This window comes from Micromonospora sp. NPDC023869 (assembly GCF_055559695.1).
Map to the genome: position 1 here is coordinate 178101 of NZ_JBVHKD010000004.1, position 14250 is coordinate 192350.

General features: G+C 71.2%; 16 protein-coding genes. 4 read left to right on the forward strand and 12 right to left on the reverse strand.

The annotated features are described in order from the left end of the window. The first annotated feature begins 63 nt into the window (after positions 1–63). Complete coding sequence (locus tag ACZ31C_RS14190) at positions 64–630, forward strand: hypothetical protein (protein WP_465795628.1); 567 nt, start codon at positions 64–66, stop codon at positions 628–630. Here ACZ31C_RS14190 and ACZ31C_RS14195 read toward each other — a convergent pair. Next, entirely contained in the window at positions 616–1272 is a 657-nt protein-coding gene (locus ACZ31C_RS14195; protein WP_465795629.1) for a hypothetical protein, read from the reverse strand. The two genes, ACZ31C_RS14190 and ACZ31C_RS14195, sit on opposite strands and share 15 nt — an antisense overlap. Positions 1273–1629: 357 nt before the next feature. Between ACZ31C_RS14195 and ACZ31C_RS14200 the strand changes: the two genes are divergently transcribed. Further along, on the forward strand, positions 1630–2082 hold the full coding sequence (locus tag ACZ31C_RS14200) for a hypothetical protein (RefSeq protein WP_465795630.1): 453 nt from the start codon (positions 1630–1632) through the stop codon (positions 2080–2082). On the opposite strand, the gene ACZ31C_RS14205 is transcribed toward ACZ31C_RS14200, so the two are convergent. After that, positions 2079–3161, reverse strand: a complete 1083-nt coding sequence (locus ACZ31C_RS14205) for a DNA glycosylase AlkZ-like family protein (protein ID WP_465795631.1) — start codon at positions 3159–3161, stop codon at positions 2079–2081. The genes ACZ31C_RS14200 and ACZ31C_RS14205 overlap by 4 nt on opposite strands. Positions 3162–3362: 201 nt before the next feature. After that, the gene (locus tag ACZ31C_RS14210) at positions 3363–3506 is read right to left on the reverse strand and encodes a hypothetical protein (RefSeq protein WP_465795632.1); all 144 of its coding nucleotides are present in this window, start codon (positions 3504–3506) and stop codon (positions 3363–3365) included. A 31-nt stretch (positions 3507–3537) separates the two neighbouring features. Here ACZ31C_RS14210 and ACZ31C_RS14215 point away from each other — a divergent pair, with 31 nt between their 5' ends. Together ACZ31C_RS14215 and ACZ31C_RS14220 are read left to right on the forward strand one after the other, a co-directional pair. Beyond that, complete coding sequence (locus ACZ31C_RS14215) at positions 3538–4335, forward strand: helix-turn-helix domain-containing protein (RefSeq protein WP_465795633.1); 798 nt, start codon at positions 3538–3540, stop codon at positions 4333–4335. Next, positions 4322–4510, forward strand: coding sequence for a DUF397 domain-containing protein (locus ACZ31C_RS14220; RefSeq protein WP_465795634.1), 189 nt, complete (start codon positions 4322–4324; stop codon positions 4508–4510). The genes ACZ31C_RS14215 and ACZ31C_RS14220 overlap by 14 nt, the downstream gene beginning before the upstream one ends. 42 nt (positions 4511–4552) lie before the next feature. Here ACZ31C_RS14220 and ACZ31C_RS14225 read toward each other — a convergent pair whose 3' ends face one another. From ACZ31C_RS14225 to ACZ31C_RS14265, 9 genes are read right to left on the reverse strand one after another with little or no spacing between them, the layout of a single operon-like run. Further along, positions 4553–5368 (reverse strand): SMP-30/gluconolactonase/LRE family protein, encoded by an 816-nt coding sequence (locus tag ACZ31C_RS14225; RefSeq protein WP_465795635.1) that lies wholly within the window; start codon positions 5366–5368, stop codon positions 4553–4555. Next, a complete protein-coding gene (locus ACZ31C_RS14230; protein ID WP_465795636.1) occupies positions 5368–6204 on the reverse strand; it encodes an SDR family NAD(P)-dependent oxidoreductase in 837 nt (278 codons plus the stop codon). The genes ACZ31C_RS14225 and ACZ31C_RS14230 overlap by 1 nt, the downstream gene beginning before the upstream one ends. Further along, positions 6201–7202, reverse strand: coding sequence for an ABC transporter ATP-binding protein (locus tag ACZ31C_RS14235; protein WP_465795637.1), 1002 nt, complete (start codon positions 7200–7202; stop codon positions 6201–6203). Before ACZ31C_RS14235 ends, ACZ31C_RS14230 begins: the two co-directional genes overlap by 4 nt. Then, complete coding sequence (locus ACZ31C_RS14240) at positions 7195–8187, reverse strand: ABC transporter ATP-binding protein (protein ID WP_465795638.1); 993 nt, start codon at positions 8185–8187, stop codon at positions 7195–7197. Before ACZ31C_RS14240 ends, ACZ31C_RS14235 begins: the two co-directional genes overlap by 8 nt. 39 nt (positions 8188–8226) lie before the next feature. After that, positions 8227–9744, reverse strand: a complete 1518-nt coding sequence (locus ACZ31C_RS14245) for an ABC transporter substrate-binding protein (protein WP_465795639.1) — start codon at positions 9742–9744, stop codon at positions 8227–8229. A gap of 41 nt (positions 9745–9785) precedes the next feature. Next, positions 9786–10664: an ABC transporter permease gene (locus ACZ31C_RS14250; RefSeq protein WP_449951324.1), complete on the reverse strand. Its 879-nt coding sequence runs from the start codon at positions 10662–10664 to the stop codon at positions 9786–9788. After that, positions 10664–11587 (reverse strand): nickel ABC transporter permease, encoded by a 924-nt coding sequence (gene nikB, locus ACZ31C_RS14255; protein WP_396743131.1) that lies wholly within the window; start codon positions 11585–11587, stop codon positions 10664–10666. Before nikB ends, ACZ31C_RS14250 begins: the two co-directional genes overlap by 1 nt. Before the next feature lie 36 nt (positions 11588–11623). Continuing rightward, positions 11624–13060 (reverse strand): aldehyde dehydrogenase family protein, encoded by a 1437-nt coding sequence (locus ACZ31C_RS14260; protein ID WP_396743128.1) that lies wholly within the window; start codon positions 13058–13060, stop codon positions 11624–11626. After that, positions 13057–14046, reverse strand: a complete 990-nt coding sequence (locus ACZ31C_RS14265; protein WP_465795640.1) for a Gfo/Idh/MocA family protein — start codon at positions 14044–14046, stop codon at positions 13057–13059. Before ACZ31C_RS14265 ends, ACZ31C_RS14260 begins: the two co-directional genes overlap by 4 nt. Between the last annotated feature and the right edge of the window lie 204 nt (positions 14047–14250).

Here is a 14250-nt window from a genome sequence, read left to right on the forward strand (position 1 = left end):
AACTATAGAACACACATCGATCGATAGTTCTGCCCCGACCATCTGGCCCGCATCCTGGGTGGCATGAACGATCATGTGCCCCGGCTCGGCATCGACATCGGCCGAGTCGTCATCGACGGCCCCCGCCACCCCGGCGGAGGCGACACGGCCTTCTTCACCGGCGACGAGACCACCATGCTGGCCACCCCGGAGGTGCCCGGCGCCCTCGACACGATCGCCCGCCTCGTTCCCCGCTTCGACGGACAGGTCTGGCTGGTCTCCAAGTGCGGCCCGCGCATCCAGGCCCGTACGCTGCGCTGGCTCGACGCCCACGACTTCCACCGGCGTACCGGGGTCGACCGCGAACGGGTCCGGTTCTGTCGTGCACGGGCCGACAAGCGGGGGCACTGTCTCGACCTCGGTCTCACCCACTTCGTCGACGACCACCCCGAGGTGCACTCCGCCATCCGGGGCGCCGTCGCCCACCAGTACTTCTTCGGGCCGCAGCGCCGACCGGTCCCCGGCTACGGGCACGCCACCCCCACCTGGGCCGACGTCGAACGCCTCGTCCTCCGGTCACTGCGACGGAGCACCTCCGCCGCAGTGACCGAGGTGACCGCCACGCCCCTCGGTCAGCTACAACACCCGTAACGAGTGCACCAGCAGCAGCGGCACCCTGGTAGGACCCACCAACGACTGGTACGTGTACGCCTTCAACACCGTCACCTCCGCCTGAAACTCGTCATCCGCAGCGATGTCGCCGAGCACCTTCGGATCGCCGTACAGCATCGTGTTCGTGTCGTAGCCACCTTCGTCGGTCGCTCTCCGTGCTCCCACCAGCGCGAGGAACCTGTCCTTACCCGTGGCGTCGTCGAACTGGGTGATCTGGCCGTACACGACCAACGTCCGGCCGGTGTGATCGTCCGGCCGCTCGGCCATCCGTCTCCACTGCCGCTCGGTGATCGTCTCGAAGGTGCCGGGCAGGGCGGGCGCGGCAGCCGACGAGGTTGGTGTGCTCGTCGGCGTGGCAGTCGGCGCCTGCGGCGTCGTCGGCGGGCTCGTGGCGCTCTCCGCGACCTGGTTCGACCGGAGGGAATACAGCAGCACGCCGCCCACGCCGATCCCGCAGCAGAGGAGCAGTAGGCAGACGACAGCCCCGACGATCCACAGCACCGCGTTCTGGTTCTTGCGGGACCTCGGCGGCGGCATGCCGGGGTACGCCGCCGCCCCTGGAACGGGAGACGGATGCGACGACGAGTTGCCCGCCTCGTCGGGGTGCCGGGGGTACGCCACGGTGGCCTCCCGTTGTCGCCGGTGTGATGGACGGTGGTCGGCGGCCCGCTCGCTGTCTCCCCTGCCGCCCGAGCTGGCTACGTCAGAGCCACGCGACAGTCCACAACAGATTGTGGGCCGTCAGCGGACCCGAATCCATAGACGGTCCGGGATCTGTCAGCTACCGGCGACCTCTTTCAGCACGGAGACTGCGCGGCGACGCGCAGTGCCTCGCACCGGCCTCGCCCAGCGGCTCGTGGACGATCAGGTCAGGGCGTTCCCGCTCGGGTCGCTTCGGCGACCGTGTCGCACCCTGAGGCCATGATGTCGCCGGGGTGGCCGCTGCGGCTCACCCGTGGACGCGAGAGGACCCGCCGGATGGACGCCGGACCACCGACCCGCCTGGTCATCGACCATGACGACTACCACGCCGAGCACGTGGGACGCACCGGCGACGGCCGGCAGTTCTTCCTCACCACCCCGTTCGAGCCCGGCACTCACGGCAACCACGACGGCCAGGAGTTCGTCGCCCTCTACCTCTTCGACGCCGACGGACGGTTCCTGGAGGCGAGGATCGACGCCTTCGGTCCGAGGGCGCTGATGGACCGCGAGGCGAGGCGGACGGCGTACGAAGCCCGGTTGGCGGAGTTGGGCACCGTCACCTTCGACCGCATCGAGGTCGAACCCTTCTCGGTCGACCGGTACGGCACCACCTTCGGGCTGATCCCCCGCGCGCCGGAGGAGGACGACGACACCTGGTGGGTCATCGTCGAGCCCGGCGACTACATGGCGTTCAGCCCACCGTGGGATCTCGGCGAGTACGACACCTAGTCGTCGACGGTGAGTCCGAGCCACGCGGCGAGGCTCTCGACCTCGGTGTGGACATCGGCGGTCATCGTGTCGGTGAACGGGACGTCCTCGTGGACGGCGTGGACGATGAGCCGGCCGGCCTTACGGTCGGCGGTCGCGTCCAGCTTGCCGACGAGCCGGTCGTGATGGAGGACAGGCAGGGCGAAGTAGCCCCAGCGGCGCTTCTCCCTGGGCTTGTACATCTCCAGGATGTACTCGAAGTCGAACAGCTGCTCGGTGCGTACCCGGTCGTGGATCAACCGGTCGAAGGGTGAGAGCAACGCCGTACGGCCCTCGAACGGCAGCCCGACGTACGCCGGGTGGACCCGCCAGGTGCCCGGCACGCCCTCCACCACGACCTCCTCACCCGCGTCACCGACGTACGGCGACTCACCCGGGATCTGCGGGCCGGTGGACCGGGCGATGCCGAGGGCCGCGAGTCGGCGTTCGTTGCGGAGCCGGACGGCGTGATCGTGGTCGAGTTCGGGCAGCTCGACGGCGTAGACACGGGTGGGCAGATCCCAGTAGCGCTGCCGTCCCTTCCGACCGGAGATCGCGATGTGTCCGTGCAGCGCCAGGGATTCGAGCATCTTCGTCACGTTGCGGTTGTTGGTCCACCCCGACGACGGCCACGGCACGACGCTGGTGTCGGGGATGTCCCGGGACAGCAGCGGCCCCGACTCCGCCAGCAACGCCAGGATGTCGCGGCGGAACGACTCGTTGCCGTGCAGCCACTCCCCGATGGTCGGGTGCATCTCGGCACCGCGTGTCTCGGCGATCACGGCGGGCAGGTCGCGGGGCGAGCGGATGTAGGCGACCGTCTCCACGAGGGTCCGATCGGTCTCGACGGCCCGGACCAGGTCGGCGGGGTCGTAGGTCGGGCCGATGCGGCTCCACAGCACCAGGTCCGCACTCGGCGCGATGGCCGCCGTCGGATCGATCTGGAGGAACGTCAGACGCTCGACGACCGCCACCAGATCGGTCGGGCGCGGCGCCGCCAACAACTGGGCGTGCACCGCGACCCGACGCGCCTCACCCCTGCTCAGCCGAGACACGACCACCCGCCGACCCTACTCGCCCGACGGCTCACCCCGCCGACCCCGGACCCGCTGAGCTGACCCCGTGAACGCCGGCCCGCCGGTCCGGGTCTCCAAGATCCGCACATCTTCGGGGATGTTGCTGCCTCCGAGTGGACCGGAGGCAGCAACATCCCCGAAACTGCCGCCACCCGGCCGACCAGCCGGGAGGTTGCGGCGGGCGGGTCATGGAGGTGGGGCGGTGGTGGGGCGGCGGGGTCGGGCCCAGGAGAGGAAGCGGGTGAAGATGGTGGTGGGTTCGGGGCCGTCGTGGGGGTTGAGTTGGTAGAGGTCGCGCATTGCCTCGTACATCAGGCCGGCCGGTGACATCTGGTGATCTTGGCGATTCCCTGGAGGGCCGATGGAACGTGAGCAGACCGTGGAACTGATCCGCACCCAGTTACGCAAGCAGCGTGCGCTGGCGGGCATGAACCAGGACGAGTTCGGCAAGCGGACGAACTACTCGGCCTCCACCGTGTCCGCTGTCGAGACCGGCACCCGCCCGGTCGACCTGCCCTACGCCCGCCACGCGGACGAGATCCTGGAGACCGGCGGGCTCTTCGAGTCACTGCTCCACACGGCCCAACGTGACGCCCAGCCCGAGTGGTTCATGCCCTGGCTGAAGGCAGAGCGCGCCGCGACTCAACTTCGCTATTTCAACCCGACACTGATTCCCGGTCTCTTCCAGACCGAGAACTACGCCCGAGCGGTGCTGCGCTTTGACGACACCCGCCCGGAGCTGGAGATCGAGCAACAGGTGACGGCCCGACTGGAGCGCCAGGAGATCCTGAAGCTCGAACGCCCGCCACAGATCGTCGCGGTGATCGACGAGTCCGTCCTGCGCCGCACCGACGCCATCATGGCCGAACAGCTCGCCCATCTGCTGCGGATGGCGGACTTGTCATTTGTCCACATCCACATCGTTCCGGCCAGCGCAGGCTTGCACGTCGGCCTGTCCGGCGCGCTGTCCCTGGCTCGCCTGGCCGACGGCACCTGGATCGGCCACATGGAGAACCAGCTCGGTGGCGAGCAAGCCGACAAAGAGGAGCGAGTGGCTACACTGCTGGCCAGATGGGAATGCGTAAGGGGCGTCGCCCTTCCCAGAACCCTCTCGGTCGCCCTGATCAAGGAAGTTGAGAGCCAGCATGGACCTCAGTAACGCGCGTTGGCGGAAGTCCACCCGCAGCGGCACCAGCGGCGGCGAATGCATCGAGGTCGCCGACAACCTGACCGGGGTGGTCGCCGTGCGCGACAGCAAGGACCTCACCGGTCCGGTACTCGCCTTCGACCCCACCGCCTGGCGGTCGTTCGTCGCCTCCGCCAAGTGCCACTGAGCCACCGCCAGCCCGCCATGCAACCCCGGCTGCGGTGACGCGTTATGCGTCTAGGTCGACGGCGGTGACGGTGTCGCCGAACAACGAGGGCACCAGCAGCCGATCACCGTGCAGCGCCGCGTGGGACGGCATCCGCAGCAGGTCCGGTGCCTCGATCACGGTGTCGACCCGGCCGTCGGGGGTGATCCGGACGACCCGGGAGCCCCGGGTGACGGCCAGGTAGCAGGTCCCGTCGGGGGCGACGGTGAGCCCGTCCGGCCCGTCGGCCAGCGCGCCACCGGTGGCGACCGTCCGGCGGCCGCAGAGCCGACCGGGAGCCGTCACGTCGAAGGCGAGCAGGGTGTTGTCCCGGGTCAGGGAGACGTACAGGATCGTGCCGTCGGGGCTGATCCCGATGCCGTTGGGATAGACCAGGTCGGCGGCGGCCACCCGGCACATGTCGGTCTGCCCCGGTGCCGCGTAGCAGACCGAGCCGGTCGGTTCGCCGGCCGTGGCGGTGCCGGAGTCGGTGAACCAGACGCCTCCGGCGGCGTCGACGACGCAGCCGTTCGGGCGGAGCAGCCGCCGGCCGTCGGCGGTGCCGATGCGGGCGGTGACCGTGCCGTCGGAGGAGATCCGGACCAGTTCCGCGCGGGCCACGTCGCACCCGACGAGGCCGTCCTCGGCGCGGGCAAGTCCGAGGATGCGTCCGCCGGTGTCGGCGAACCACTGCGCGGTGCCGTCGTCGGGGTCGATCCGGACGATCGGGCCGCGCCCCTGTGGGCTGCCCAGGGCGAGTCCGGCGTAGAGGTGCCCGTCCGCGCCGACGCAGACCGTCTCCGGGTGCGGCAGCAGCCGGGCCAGCGTGGCGATCCGCATCAGTCGTCCCCGGCGGACGGGTCGAGGGTGGCGGCGACCCCGGGTTCCTCCACCGGGCTGTACGCCTGAACGCCCAGGCCACCGTCGACCGGCAGCACCACCCCGGTGATGTAGCCGGACTCCGGTCCGGCGAGGAAGCTCACCGCGGCGGCGACCTCCGCGAGGGTGCCCGCGCGACCGAGGGGGACGAGGCCGGCGCGCCGGGCGACCTCCTCCGGGCCCGCGTCGTCCCAACCTGGGGTACGCACCATCGCGGGGGCGACCGCGTTGACCCGGATGCCGCGTCCGGCCAGGTCCAGCGCCAGGGCGCGGGTCATCGCCTCAAGGCCGCCCTTGCTGGCCACGTACGCGGCGTTGCCCCGGAACGCCCGGGACCCACCGATCGAGGAGAGCTGTACGACGGCGGGCGCGTCCCCGACCGTGAGCAGGGGCAGCGTGGCCTGGACCAGGGCGAGTGGGGCGACGAGGTTCACCTCCAGCACAGCCCGCAGGTGCGCGGCCGTCTCCCGGCCCACCGGCGCCCGGGGCGGACCGACCGCCGCGTTGTTGACCAGGACGTCGAGCCCGCCCCAGTCGGCACGGAGCCGGTCGACGGCGGCCTCTACGGCCGACGCGTCGGTCACGTCAGCGGACAGCCAGGTCAGCCCGTCGGTGGGCGGAGTGTCCAGCGCCGTAGCGCCCGTATGCTCGGGTCGCCGCCGGGCCGGTCCGGCGGTGGTCGAGGGCTCGGGCGGTCGGTCCAGGGCGGCGACCCGCCAGCCTCGGGCCAGGAAGGCGGCGACCAGCTCGCCGCCGATCGCCCCGGCGGCACCGGTGACCAGGACCCGTCTGCTCATCGGGAGACCGCCGGAGCGGACACGACCGGGCAGGCCCACTGGTGTCGCTCCCCCACCAACGGCGGCCGATGCTCGGCGCACTCCGGTCGGGCCAGCCAACAGCGGGTGCGGAACGGACAACCGGAGGGCGGGTCCGCCGGGGAGGGCAGGTCCCCGGCGAGGACGATCGGCTCCGGGCCCTGCTGCCGCCATGGAAAGGGGTCGGGCGCGGCGGAGAGCAGCGCCTGGGTGTACGGGTGGGTCGGCGACTCGAAGACCTCCCGCGTCGGCCCCTGCTCGACGACGGTGCCGAGGTACATCACCGCGACCTGGTCGCTGACGTGGCGCACCACGTGCAGGTCGTGCGAGATGAACAGGTAGGACAGTCCCATCTCGGCACGCAGGTCGGCGAGCAGGTTGAGGATCTGCGCCTGGATCGACACGTCCAGCGCGGAGACCGGCTCGTCACAGATGATCAGGGCGGGCCGCATCGACAGCGCCCGGGCGATGCCGATGCGTTGCCGCTGGCCGCCGGAGAACTGGTGCGGGTACCGGTCGGCGTGTGCGGCGGTCAGCCCCACCTGTTCCAGCAACCGGACCACCTCGTCGGCCTGGTCGCGGCGCGGTACCAGGTCACGGTGGATCAACCAGCCCTCGCGGAGGATCTCCCGGACGGTCAGCCGTGGGTTCAACGAGGCGTACGGGTCCTGGAAGACGTACTGCACCCGACGGGTGAGTTGGCGACGCTCGGCGGCGCTGAGGCGGGTCAGGTCCCGGCCGTCGAAGCGGATGGTGCCTCCGGTGGCGCGTTCCAGACCGATCAGGGCGCGGGCCGTGGAGGTCTTGCCGCAGCCCGACTCGCCGACCAGCGCCAGCGTCTCGCCGGCCCCGATCCGGAAGGAGACGCCGTCGACGGCGCGGACGTGACCGACCGTGCGACGCAGCACGCTGGACCGGATCGGGTAGTGCACCCGCAGGTCCTCGACCTCCAACAGGGCCGGCGCGGTGGGGTCAGGCATCGTCGCGTACCTCCTCGGAACGGTGGCAGGCCGCGGCGCGTCCCGGGCCGTCGGCGGTGGGCAGCACCTCCAGCGTGGGCCGCTGCTGCGTGCACAGGTCGACCCGCCACGCGCACCGGGGGTGGAACGGGCAGCCGGGTGGCAGGGCCTCCGGCGAGGGCGGCGCACCCGGGATCGGGGTGAGCCGTGCGGTCGGCGCGGTGAGTGTCGGCACCGACTGGAGCAGGCTGCGGGTGTACGGGTGGGCCGGGTTCTCGTACACCTGGCGTAGCTCGCCGGTCTCGACGATGCGCCCGGCGTACATGACCGCGATGCGGCTGGCGTGCGCGGCCACCACGCCGAGGTCGTGGCTGATCAGGATGAGTGCCATCCGGTAGTCGCGTTGCAGCTCGGACAGCAGTTGCAGGATCTGCGCCTGGACGGTGACGTCGAGCGCGGTGGTCGGCTCGTCGGCGATGATCAGGCGCGGACGCAGGGCGATCGCGATGGCGATCATGATGCGCTGACGCATCCCGCCGGAGAGCTGGTGCGGATAGTCGTCGATCCGGCGCGCCGGGTCGGGGATGCCGACCCGGCGCATCAGATCGAGCGCCTCGGCGCGGGCCTTGGCCTTGGACAGGCCCCGGTGCACCCGCAACGTCTCGCCGATCTGCCGACCGATCGGGTGCACCGGGTTGAGCGAGGAGAGCGGATCCTGGAAGACCATGCTGATCTCGCCACCGCGTACGGCGCGCATCCGCCGTGCCGAGGCCGTGGTCAGCTCCGTACCGTCGAAGGTGATCCGGCCGGCGGCGATCCGGCCGGCGGGCCGGGGCAGCAGGCCGAGGATGGCCTGTGCGGTGACGCTCTTGCCGCTGCCGGACTCGCCCAGCAGGGCGAGGGTCTCCCCCTCGGCGACGTCCAGGCTGACCCCGTCCAGAGCCCGCACCGGTCCCACCCGGGAGTCGAACTCGACGACGACATCATGCAGGGACAGCAGGGACATCAGGTCCTCCTCGTCGGCCGGTGCACCCGACCGGTGCGGTCAGTTCAGCGAGACACCACGGAAGTCGGGCACGTTGGTCGGCGGCGGACCGAAGCCGCTGACCCGGTCGCGCCAGGCGGCCGAGGCGGTCAGCTCGAACGGCCAGGCGCCGGGCGCGTCGGCCCAGAGGATCTCCTGGGCTCGCTGGAGCTTGCGTTGCCGCTCCTGCGGGTCGAGTTCCTCCGAGGCGTCGGCGATCACCCGGTCGTACTCCTCGTTGCAGTAGCCGAGTCGCTTGGCGGCGCAGGTGTAGAGGCGGCCGAGCACGAACTCCGCGTCCTGGGTGACCACGACGCCGTCCTGGATGTTCATGTCCCAGTCGAGGGCCAGCAGGTCGTCGAGCCACTGCCCGGCTTCCTTCTCCTGCATCTCCACGTTCACGCCGACCTCCTTCCAGGCGCTGAGGATCGACTGGACCAGCGGACGGATGTTGGCGCAGCAGTTCGCGCTCCACTGGATGCTGGTGCTGAAGCCGTTGGGGTAGCCCGCCTCCGCCAGCAGTTGCCGGGCCCGCTGCGGGTCGTAGGTGTAGCCGGGCAACTGCGCCGCGCCGAACACCGGCTGCGGCACCGGCGCCTGGGCCAGTACGGCGCTCTCGCCGAACAGGTTCTCCTGGATGGAGGAGAAGTCGACCGCGTGCCACAGCGCCTGCCGGACCTTCGGGTCGTCCAACGGCTTGCGCGCGTTGTTCAACCAGATGACGTAGAACGTGGCGCTCGGTCCGCTCTCCACGGTGACGTCGTCGAATCCGCGTACCTGGCTGAGCTGGTCCGGCGGCAGCGAGTACGTCACGTCGATCTCGCCGGTGCGCAGCGCGGTGAGCCGGGCGGCGTCCTCGGAGATCTCCTGGAACTCCAACCGCTCGTACTTGGGCGCGCCGTCCCAGTACGACTCGTTGGCGACCATGTGGGCCCGCTCGCCGGAGCGGAAGTCCTCCAGCTTGAACGCGCCGGTGCCGACCGGGCGGCTCTCGATCTCGCCCGACTCGATCTGGGCCTTGCTGCCGATGTAGGCCATCGAGAGGTTGGTCAGCAGCGAGCCGGTGGCCCGGCTGGTGATGATCTCGACGGTCTGCTCGTCGGGGGCCTTGACCTCCTCGATGGTGGCGAACAGCGGTGCGAGGGCGGTGCTCGCCGCGAAGAGCCGGTCCAGCGACGCCTTGACGTCGGCGCTGGTCAGCGCCGACCCGTCGTGGAAGGTCACGCCCTGGCGCAGGGTGAACCGGGTGGTGGTGTCGTTGACGTTCTCCCAGCTCTCGGCGAGCCGGCCGGTGATCTCGCCGCCGTCGCTGGCGACCAGCGGGTCGAACAGGTGCAGGGCCAGGGTCAGGGTGCTGCGGTCGGAGATGGCGGTGCCGTGCGGGTCGACCGAGAGCATCCGGATCGGCACCCCGACCCGCAGCGTCTGGTCCTGGTCGCCGTCACCGGAACCGCCGCCGCAGGCGGCGCCGACACCGACGAGGGTCATCGCGAGCAGGCCGGCCACCAGGGGCCGACGTGCTCTGCTTATCCATGTCATTGTCTCCTCCATCGTTCGCTCGTGAAGGGTCGGCCGCGACCTCACCGGTGCTTCAGGTGTGGATCGAGCCGGTCGCGGAGTTCGTCGCCGACCACCCCGCAGGCGACGACGAGCAGGGAGAGCGCGACACCGGGCAGAGTGGAGATCCACCACGCGTCGGCCACGTAGCCGCGGCCGTTGGCGATGGTCAGCCCCCAACTCGGGGTCGCGGTCGGAGTGCCGAGCCCGAGGAAGCTCAGGGCGGCCTCGGTGATGATCACCATGCCGAGTTCCACGGTGGCGACCACCAGCAGCGGCGCGGCACAGGCGGGCAGGATGCACCGCCAGATCAGGAAGAGCGGCCGGGCGCCGAGCACCCGGCTGGCGTCGACGTACTCGCGGTTGCGTACGGCCATGGTCTGCGCCCGGGCCACCCGGGCGAAGATCACCCAGATGGTCACCGCCAGCACCGCGATGACGTTGACCAGGCTGGGCCCGAGCAGGGCCGCGATCAGGATGGCCAACAGGATGGAGGGGAAGGCGAGCTGGATGTCGGCCAGCCGCATGAGCAGGCCGTCCACCCATCCGCCGACGAAGCCGGCGACGATGCCGACCACGGTGCCGAACAGGCCGGAGATCAGCAGGGTCGCCACCCCCACCAGCAGCGAGACCCGGGCGCCGATGAAGATCTGGCTGAGCATGCCGCGTCCGACGTCGTCGGTGCCGAACCAGGCCCGGGAGCCGTCGGAGAGCACGGCACCCGGCGGTTGCAGCCGGTCGGCGAGGTTGGTCTCGGTGACGTCGAACGGCACCAGGAACGGACCGATCGCGCCGGCCAGCACGGCCAGGCCGATGATGCCCAGGCAGGACCAGAACAACAGGGGCGGAGGGCGACGGCGGGACCGGGTCCGCAGCGCCGTGGTCGAGGTTGCGTCAGCCATCAGTTCACCACCCGCACGCGAGGATCGATGTACGCGTAGAGCAGGTCCACGACCAGGTTCACCAGGACGAACGCGGTGGTGACGAAGGCGATGGCGGCCTGGATCACGGTGTAGTCCCGGTTGCCGATCGCGTCCACGAGCAGCCGTCCCAGGCCGGGCCAGGAGAAGACCTCCTCGACCACGACCGTGCCGCCCAGCAGCGCCCCGAGTTGCAGCCCGGCGACGGTGACCACCGGGATCAACATGTTGCGCAGGGCGTGCCGGAAGAGCACTACGCTCTCGCGCAGGCCCTTGGAGCGGGCGGTCTGGATGTAGCCCTCGCCGAGGACCTCCAGCAGCCCGGACCGGATCAACCGGACCAGGATGCTGGTGAAGGGAAGCGCCAGCGTGACCGCCGGCAGGATCAGGTGTTGCGGCGTGCTGTTGCCGGCGCTGGGCAGCCACCCGAGCTGCCGGGCGAAGATCAGCAGCAGGATGATGCCGACCCAGAAGCTGGGCAGCGACTGGCCGATCAGCGACAGCACCGAGATGGCCCGGTCGGCGAGGCCGCGCGGACGCAGCGCCGCGGCGATGCCGAGCAGGAAGCTGGCCACCAGCGCGATGCAGATCGCGGTGAGGGCCAGGGTGACGGTGGCGGGCAGCCGTTCGATGACCATCTCGAAGGCGTCCCGGTTGTGCCGGAACGACTGTCCGAAGTCGAGTTGGGTCACCCGGCCGAGGAAGCTGGCGTACTGGATCACGACGTTGCGTTCCAGGCCGAGTTCCCGGCGGGCGTCGGCGACCTCCTCGGCGGTGGCGTCGGGGCCGAGGATGACGCTGACCGGGTCACCGGGCACCAGCCGGACCACCGCGAAGACCAGGGTGAGCGCGCCCCACAGGATGACCACGGCGAGCAGGAGTCTGCGGATCGTGTAGTTGATCAAAGGGTCACCACCTTCCGGTTCTGCCGCTGGGCGGGGTCACGGGCGGGACAGGGAGAGGGTCTGCTGCTGGCAGACGGCGCGGACGACGGCCGGGACACCCACCCGGCCGGTCCCGGAGTCCTTGCCCTCCCAGCCGCCGAAGGGCAGGTGCAGTTCCCAGTAGGTGGAGCGGTCGTTGACGACGACGCTGCCGAACTCCAGGTCGTCGAGGGCGTCCAGGGCCCGCCCCAGGTCGGCGGTGAAGACGGCGGTGGAGAGCCCGTACCCGCTCCGGTTGGCCTCGGTGACAAGTTCCGACGCGGGCAGCGGGACGATCGGGGCGACCGGAGCGAAGGACTCCTGGCGGCTCAGTGCCGCGTCCACCGCGACGTCGCCGACCACGGTGGCCGGCAGGTACTGCCCGGTGGGGAAGCCGGACAGGTGCCGGCCGCCGGTGAGCACCCGGGCGCCACCGCCGGCCGCCGCGCCGACCTGCTCCTCGAACCGGGTGGCCAGCGCGGCCAGGTGGACCGGTCCGAGCACGGTGGCCGGTTGGTACGGATCGCCGGTCGGATAGTCCCCGGCACGCGCGGCGACCGCCTCGGCCAGCGGACCGGCGATCCGCGCGTCGGCCAGCACCCGGCCGCCGGCACTACAGATCTGGCCCGATGCGGTGAAGCAGGAGACGGCGATGGCGTCGGCGGCGTGCGCCAGGTCGGCGTCGGCGAAGACGATGATCGGGCCGTTGCCGCCCAGTTCGAGCAGGAGCCGCTTGCCGGCGGCCCGCCGACCCACCGCCGTGCCGGTGGCGGTGCTGCCGGTCAGCCCGACCCCCACCACCTGCGGGTGGCCCACCAGATACTCGGCCACGGTCGTGTCGTCCGTGGCGACCAGGGTCACCTGCCCCTCGGGCAGGCCCGCCTCGACCATGCACCGCAGCACCAGGTCGGCCGAGGCCACCGTGGTCGGTGCCGGTTTCCAGACGGCGGCGTTGCCGGTGGCCACCAGGGGGCCGAGGTACTCGACCGGGATGTTCACCGGGAAATTCCAGGGGGTGACCACGGCCCACACCCCGGTCGGCCGCCAGCGGGTGGTCACCAGCTTGTCGGTGGCGGCGACCGGTGGCGTACGCCCGGACAGCCGGACCGCCTCCTCACCGGCCAGCCGGAAGCCCTCGGCGGCCTTGTCCACCTCGGCCAACGTGCCCTGATAGGTGCGGCCGGTCTCGGCGGTGACCAGGGCGGCGATCTCCTCGCGTCGGGCGATCAGCCGGTCGGCGACGGCCAGGCAGCGGTCGCGCCGCGCGTACGGGCTGCTGCGCCGGTCGGCGACGACCGCCGCCGACGCGGCCCGGACGGCCTCGTCCACCGTGTCCGGTCCGGCGCGGTGCACCTCGGCCACGACCTCGCCGTCGACCGGGCTGCGCACCTGGTAGCGCGCGGCGGCCGGGTCGGTGTACCGGCCGCCGAGCCAGGATCGGACGTCGGCGCTCACCAGGTGTCTCCGGCACCGATCGGTGCGCCGTCGGCGGCCAGCGAGGCGTGGATCATCTCGACCACCCGGACGGCGGCGAGGCCCTCCTCGCCGGGCACCGGCGCCGGTGCGCCCTCCTCGGCGGCCCGGACGAACTCCTCCACCTCGGTCCGGATGTTGGACACGCCGGTGGCGGCGCGGCTGGGCCAGTTGCGGGTGTCGCCGTTGACCGCGCCGTCGGCGGTGGCGTGCAGCAGGTCGACGTGCCCGAGGTCGATCTCGACGGAGCCGCGTTCACCGACCACCCGCAGTCCGGCCAGTGCCCGGTTGGGTCGCCCGTCGGGCAGGGTCCAGTTGTTCTCCATCGAGCCGATCACGTCGTCCTCGTAGCGGACGGTGGCGTAGACGGCGTCGGCGTGGGCGGAGAGCACGGCCCGGCCGAGGGCGCAGACCCGGACCGCGGTCAGCCCGGTGACGAAGCGGACCAGGTCGGCGTCGTGGATGCCGAGGAACCACGCGACGCTGGTGCGTTCGGAGGGTCGTACGGCCACCGCGCGGGTGGTGTCGCGCCATACATCGACGTGCCACAGGGGACCCAGCTCGCCGGAGCGGACCAGCTCGCGAGCGCGGATCACCCGGGGGTCGAAGCGCAGGATGTGGCCGACCGAGAGGGCGTGCGGGTCGGGTCGGGCGTCGAGGATCTTCTGCGCGTCCACGGAGCTGGTGGCCAGCGGCTTCTCGACCAGCACCCGTACCCCGGCCCGCAGGAACGGGATGGTGGTCTGCGGGTGCAGGTGATCCGGGGTGCAGACGCTGACCACGTCGACCCGGTCGAGCAGTTCCTCCACGTCGCGGTGCACCGGTACGCCGAACCGGTCGCGGAGCGGCTGTTCCGCAGCGGGATCCGGCTCGACCAGACCGACCAGGTCGACCCGTGGGTGCTGGTGGTAGATCCCGGCGTGGAGCTGACCCATCCAGCCCATCCCCACGACTGCCGCTCTCAGCATCGTCTCTCCGTTTCTCGCGGTCCCGGCGGGCCGATCAGCCCGACGACGGTCGGTTCTCGGCGGTGCCGGATGTGTCGGCGCACGGTTCGGTCGGCCCGGATGCAGCCAGCGCAACCTGTTGCAGGGATTCCTACCAGCCCATTCCACAGGCTGCAAGGGATGTTCTGAGAATGGAACGTCATGTACTGTCCGTGCAACCACGTT

Bases quoted from the DNA above. Each gene is read 5' to 3' on its own strand.
- ACZ31C_RS14215 (WP_465795633.1), top strand. From the start codon at position 3,538: ATGGAACGTGAGCAGACCGTGGAACTGATCCGCACCCAGTTACGCAAG.
- ACZ31C_RS14210 (WP_465795632.1), bottom strand. From the start codon at position 3,506: ATGTCACCGGCCGGCCTGATGTACGAGGCAATGCGCGACCTCTACCAA.
- ACZ31C_RS14250 (WP_449951324.1), bottom strand. From the start codon at position 10,664: ATGGCTGACGCAACCTCGACCACGGCGCTGCGGACCCGGTCCCGCCGT.
- ACZ31C_RS14245 (WP_465795639.1), bottom strand. From the start codon at position 9,744: ATGACATGGATAAGCAGAGCACGTCGGCCCCTGGTGGCCGGCCTGCTC.
- ACZ31C_RS14220 (WP_465795634.1), top strand. From the start codon at position 4,322: ATGGACCTCAGTAACGCGCGTTGGCGGAAGTCCACCCGCAGCGGCACC.
- ACZ31C_RS14190 (WP_465795628.1), top strand. From the start codon at position 64: ATGAACGATCATGTGCCCCGGCTCGGCATCGACATCGGCCGAGTCGTC.
- ACZ31C_RS14265 (WP_465795640.1), bottom strand. From the start codon at position 14,046: ATGCTGAGAGCGGCAGTCGTGGGGATGGGCTGGATGGGTCAGCTCCAC.
- ACZ31C_RS14235 (WP_465795637.1), bottom strand. From the start codon at position 7,202: ATGCCTGACCCCACCGCGCCGGCCCTGTTGGAGGTCGAGGACCTGCGG.
- ACZ31C_RS14225 (WP_465795635.1), bottom strand. From the start codon at position 5,368: ATGCGGATCGCCACGCTGGCCCGGCTGCTGCCGCACCCGGAGACGGTC.
- ACZ31C_RS14230 (WP_465795636.1), bottom strand. From the start codon at position 6,204: ATGAGCAGACGGGTCCTGGTCACCGGTGCCGCCGGGGCGATCGGCGGC.
- ACZ31C_RS14200 (WP_465795630.1), top strand. From the start codon at position 1,630: ATGGACGCCGGACCACCGACCCGCCTGGTCATCGACCATGACGACTAC.
- ACZ31C_RS14240 (WP_465795638.1), bottom strand. From the start codon at position 8,187: ATGTCCCTGCTGTCCCTGCATGATGTCGTCGTCGAGTTCGACTCCCGG.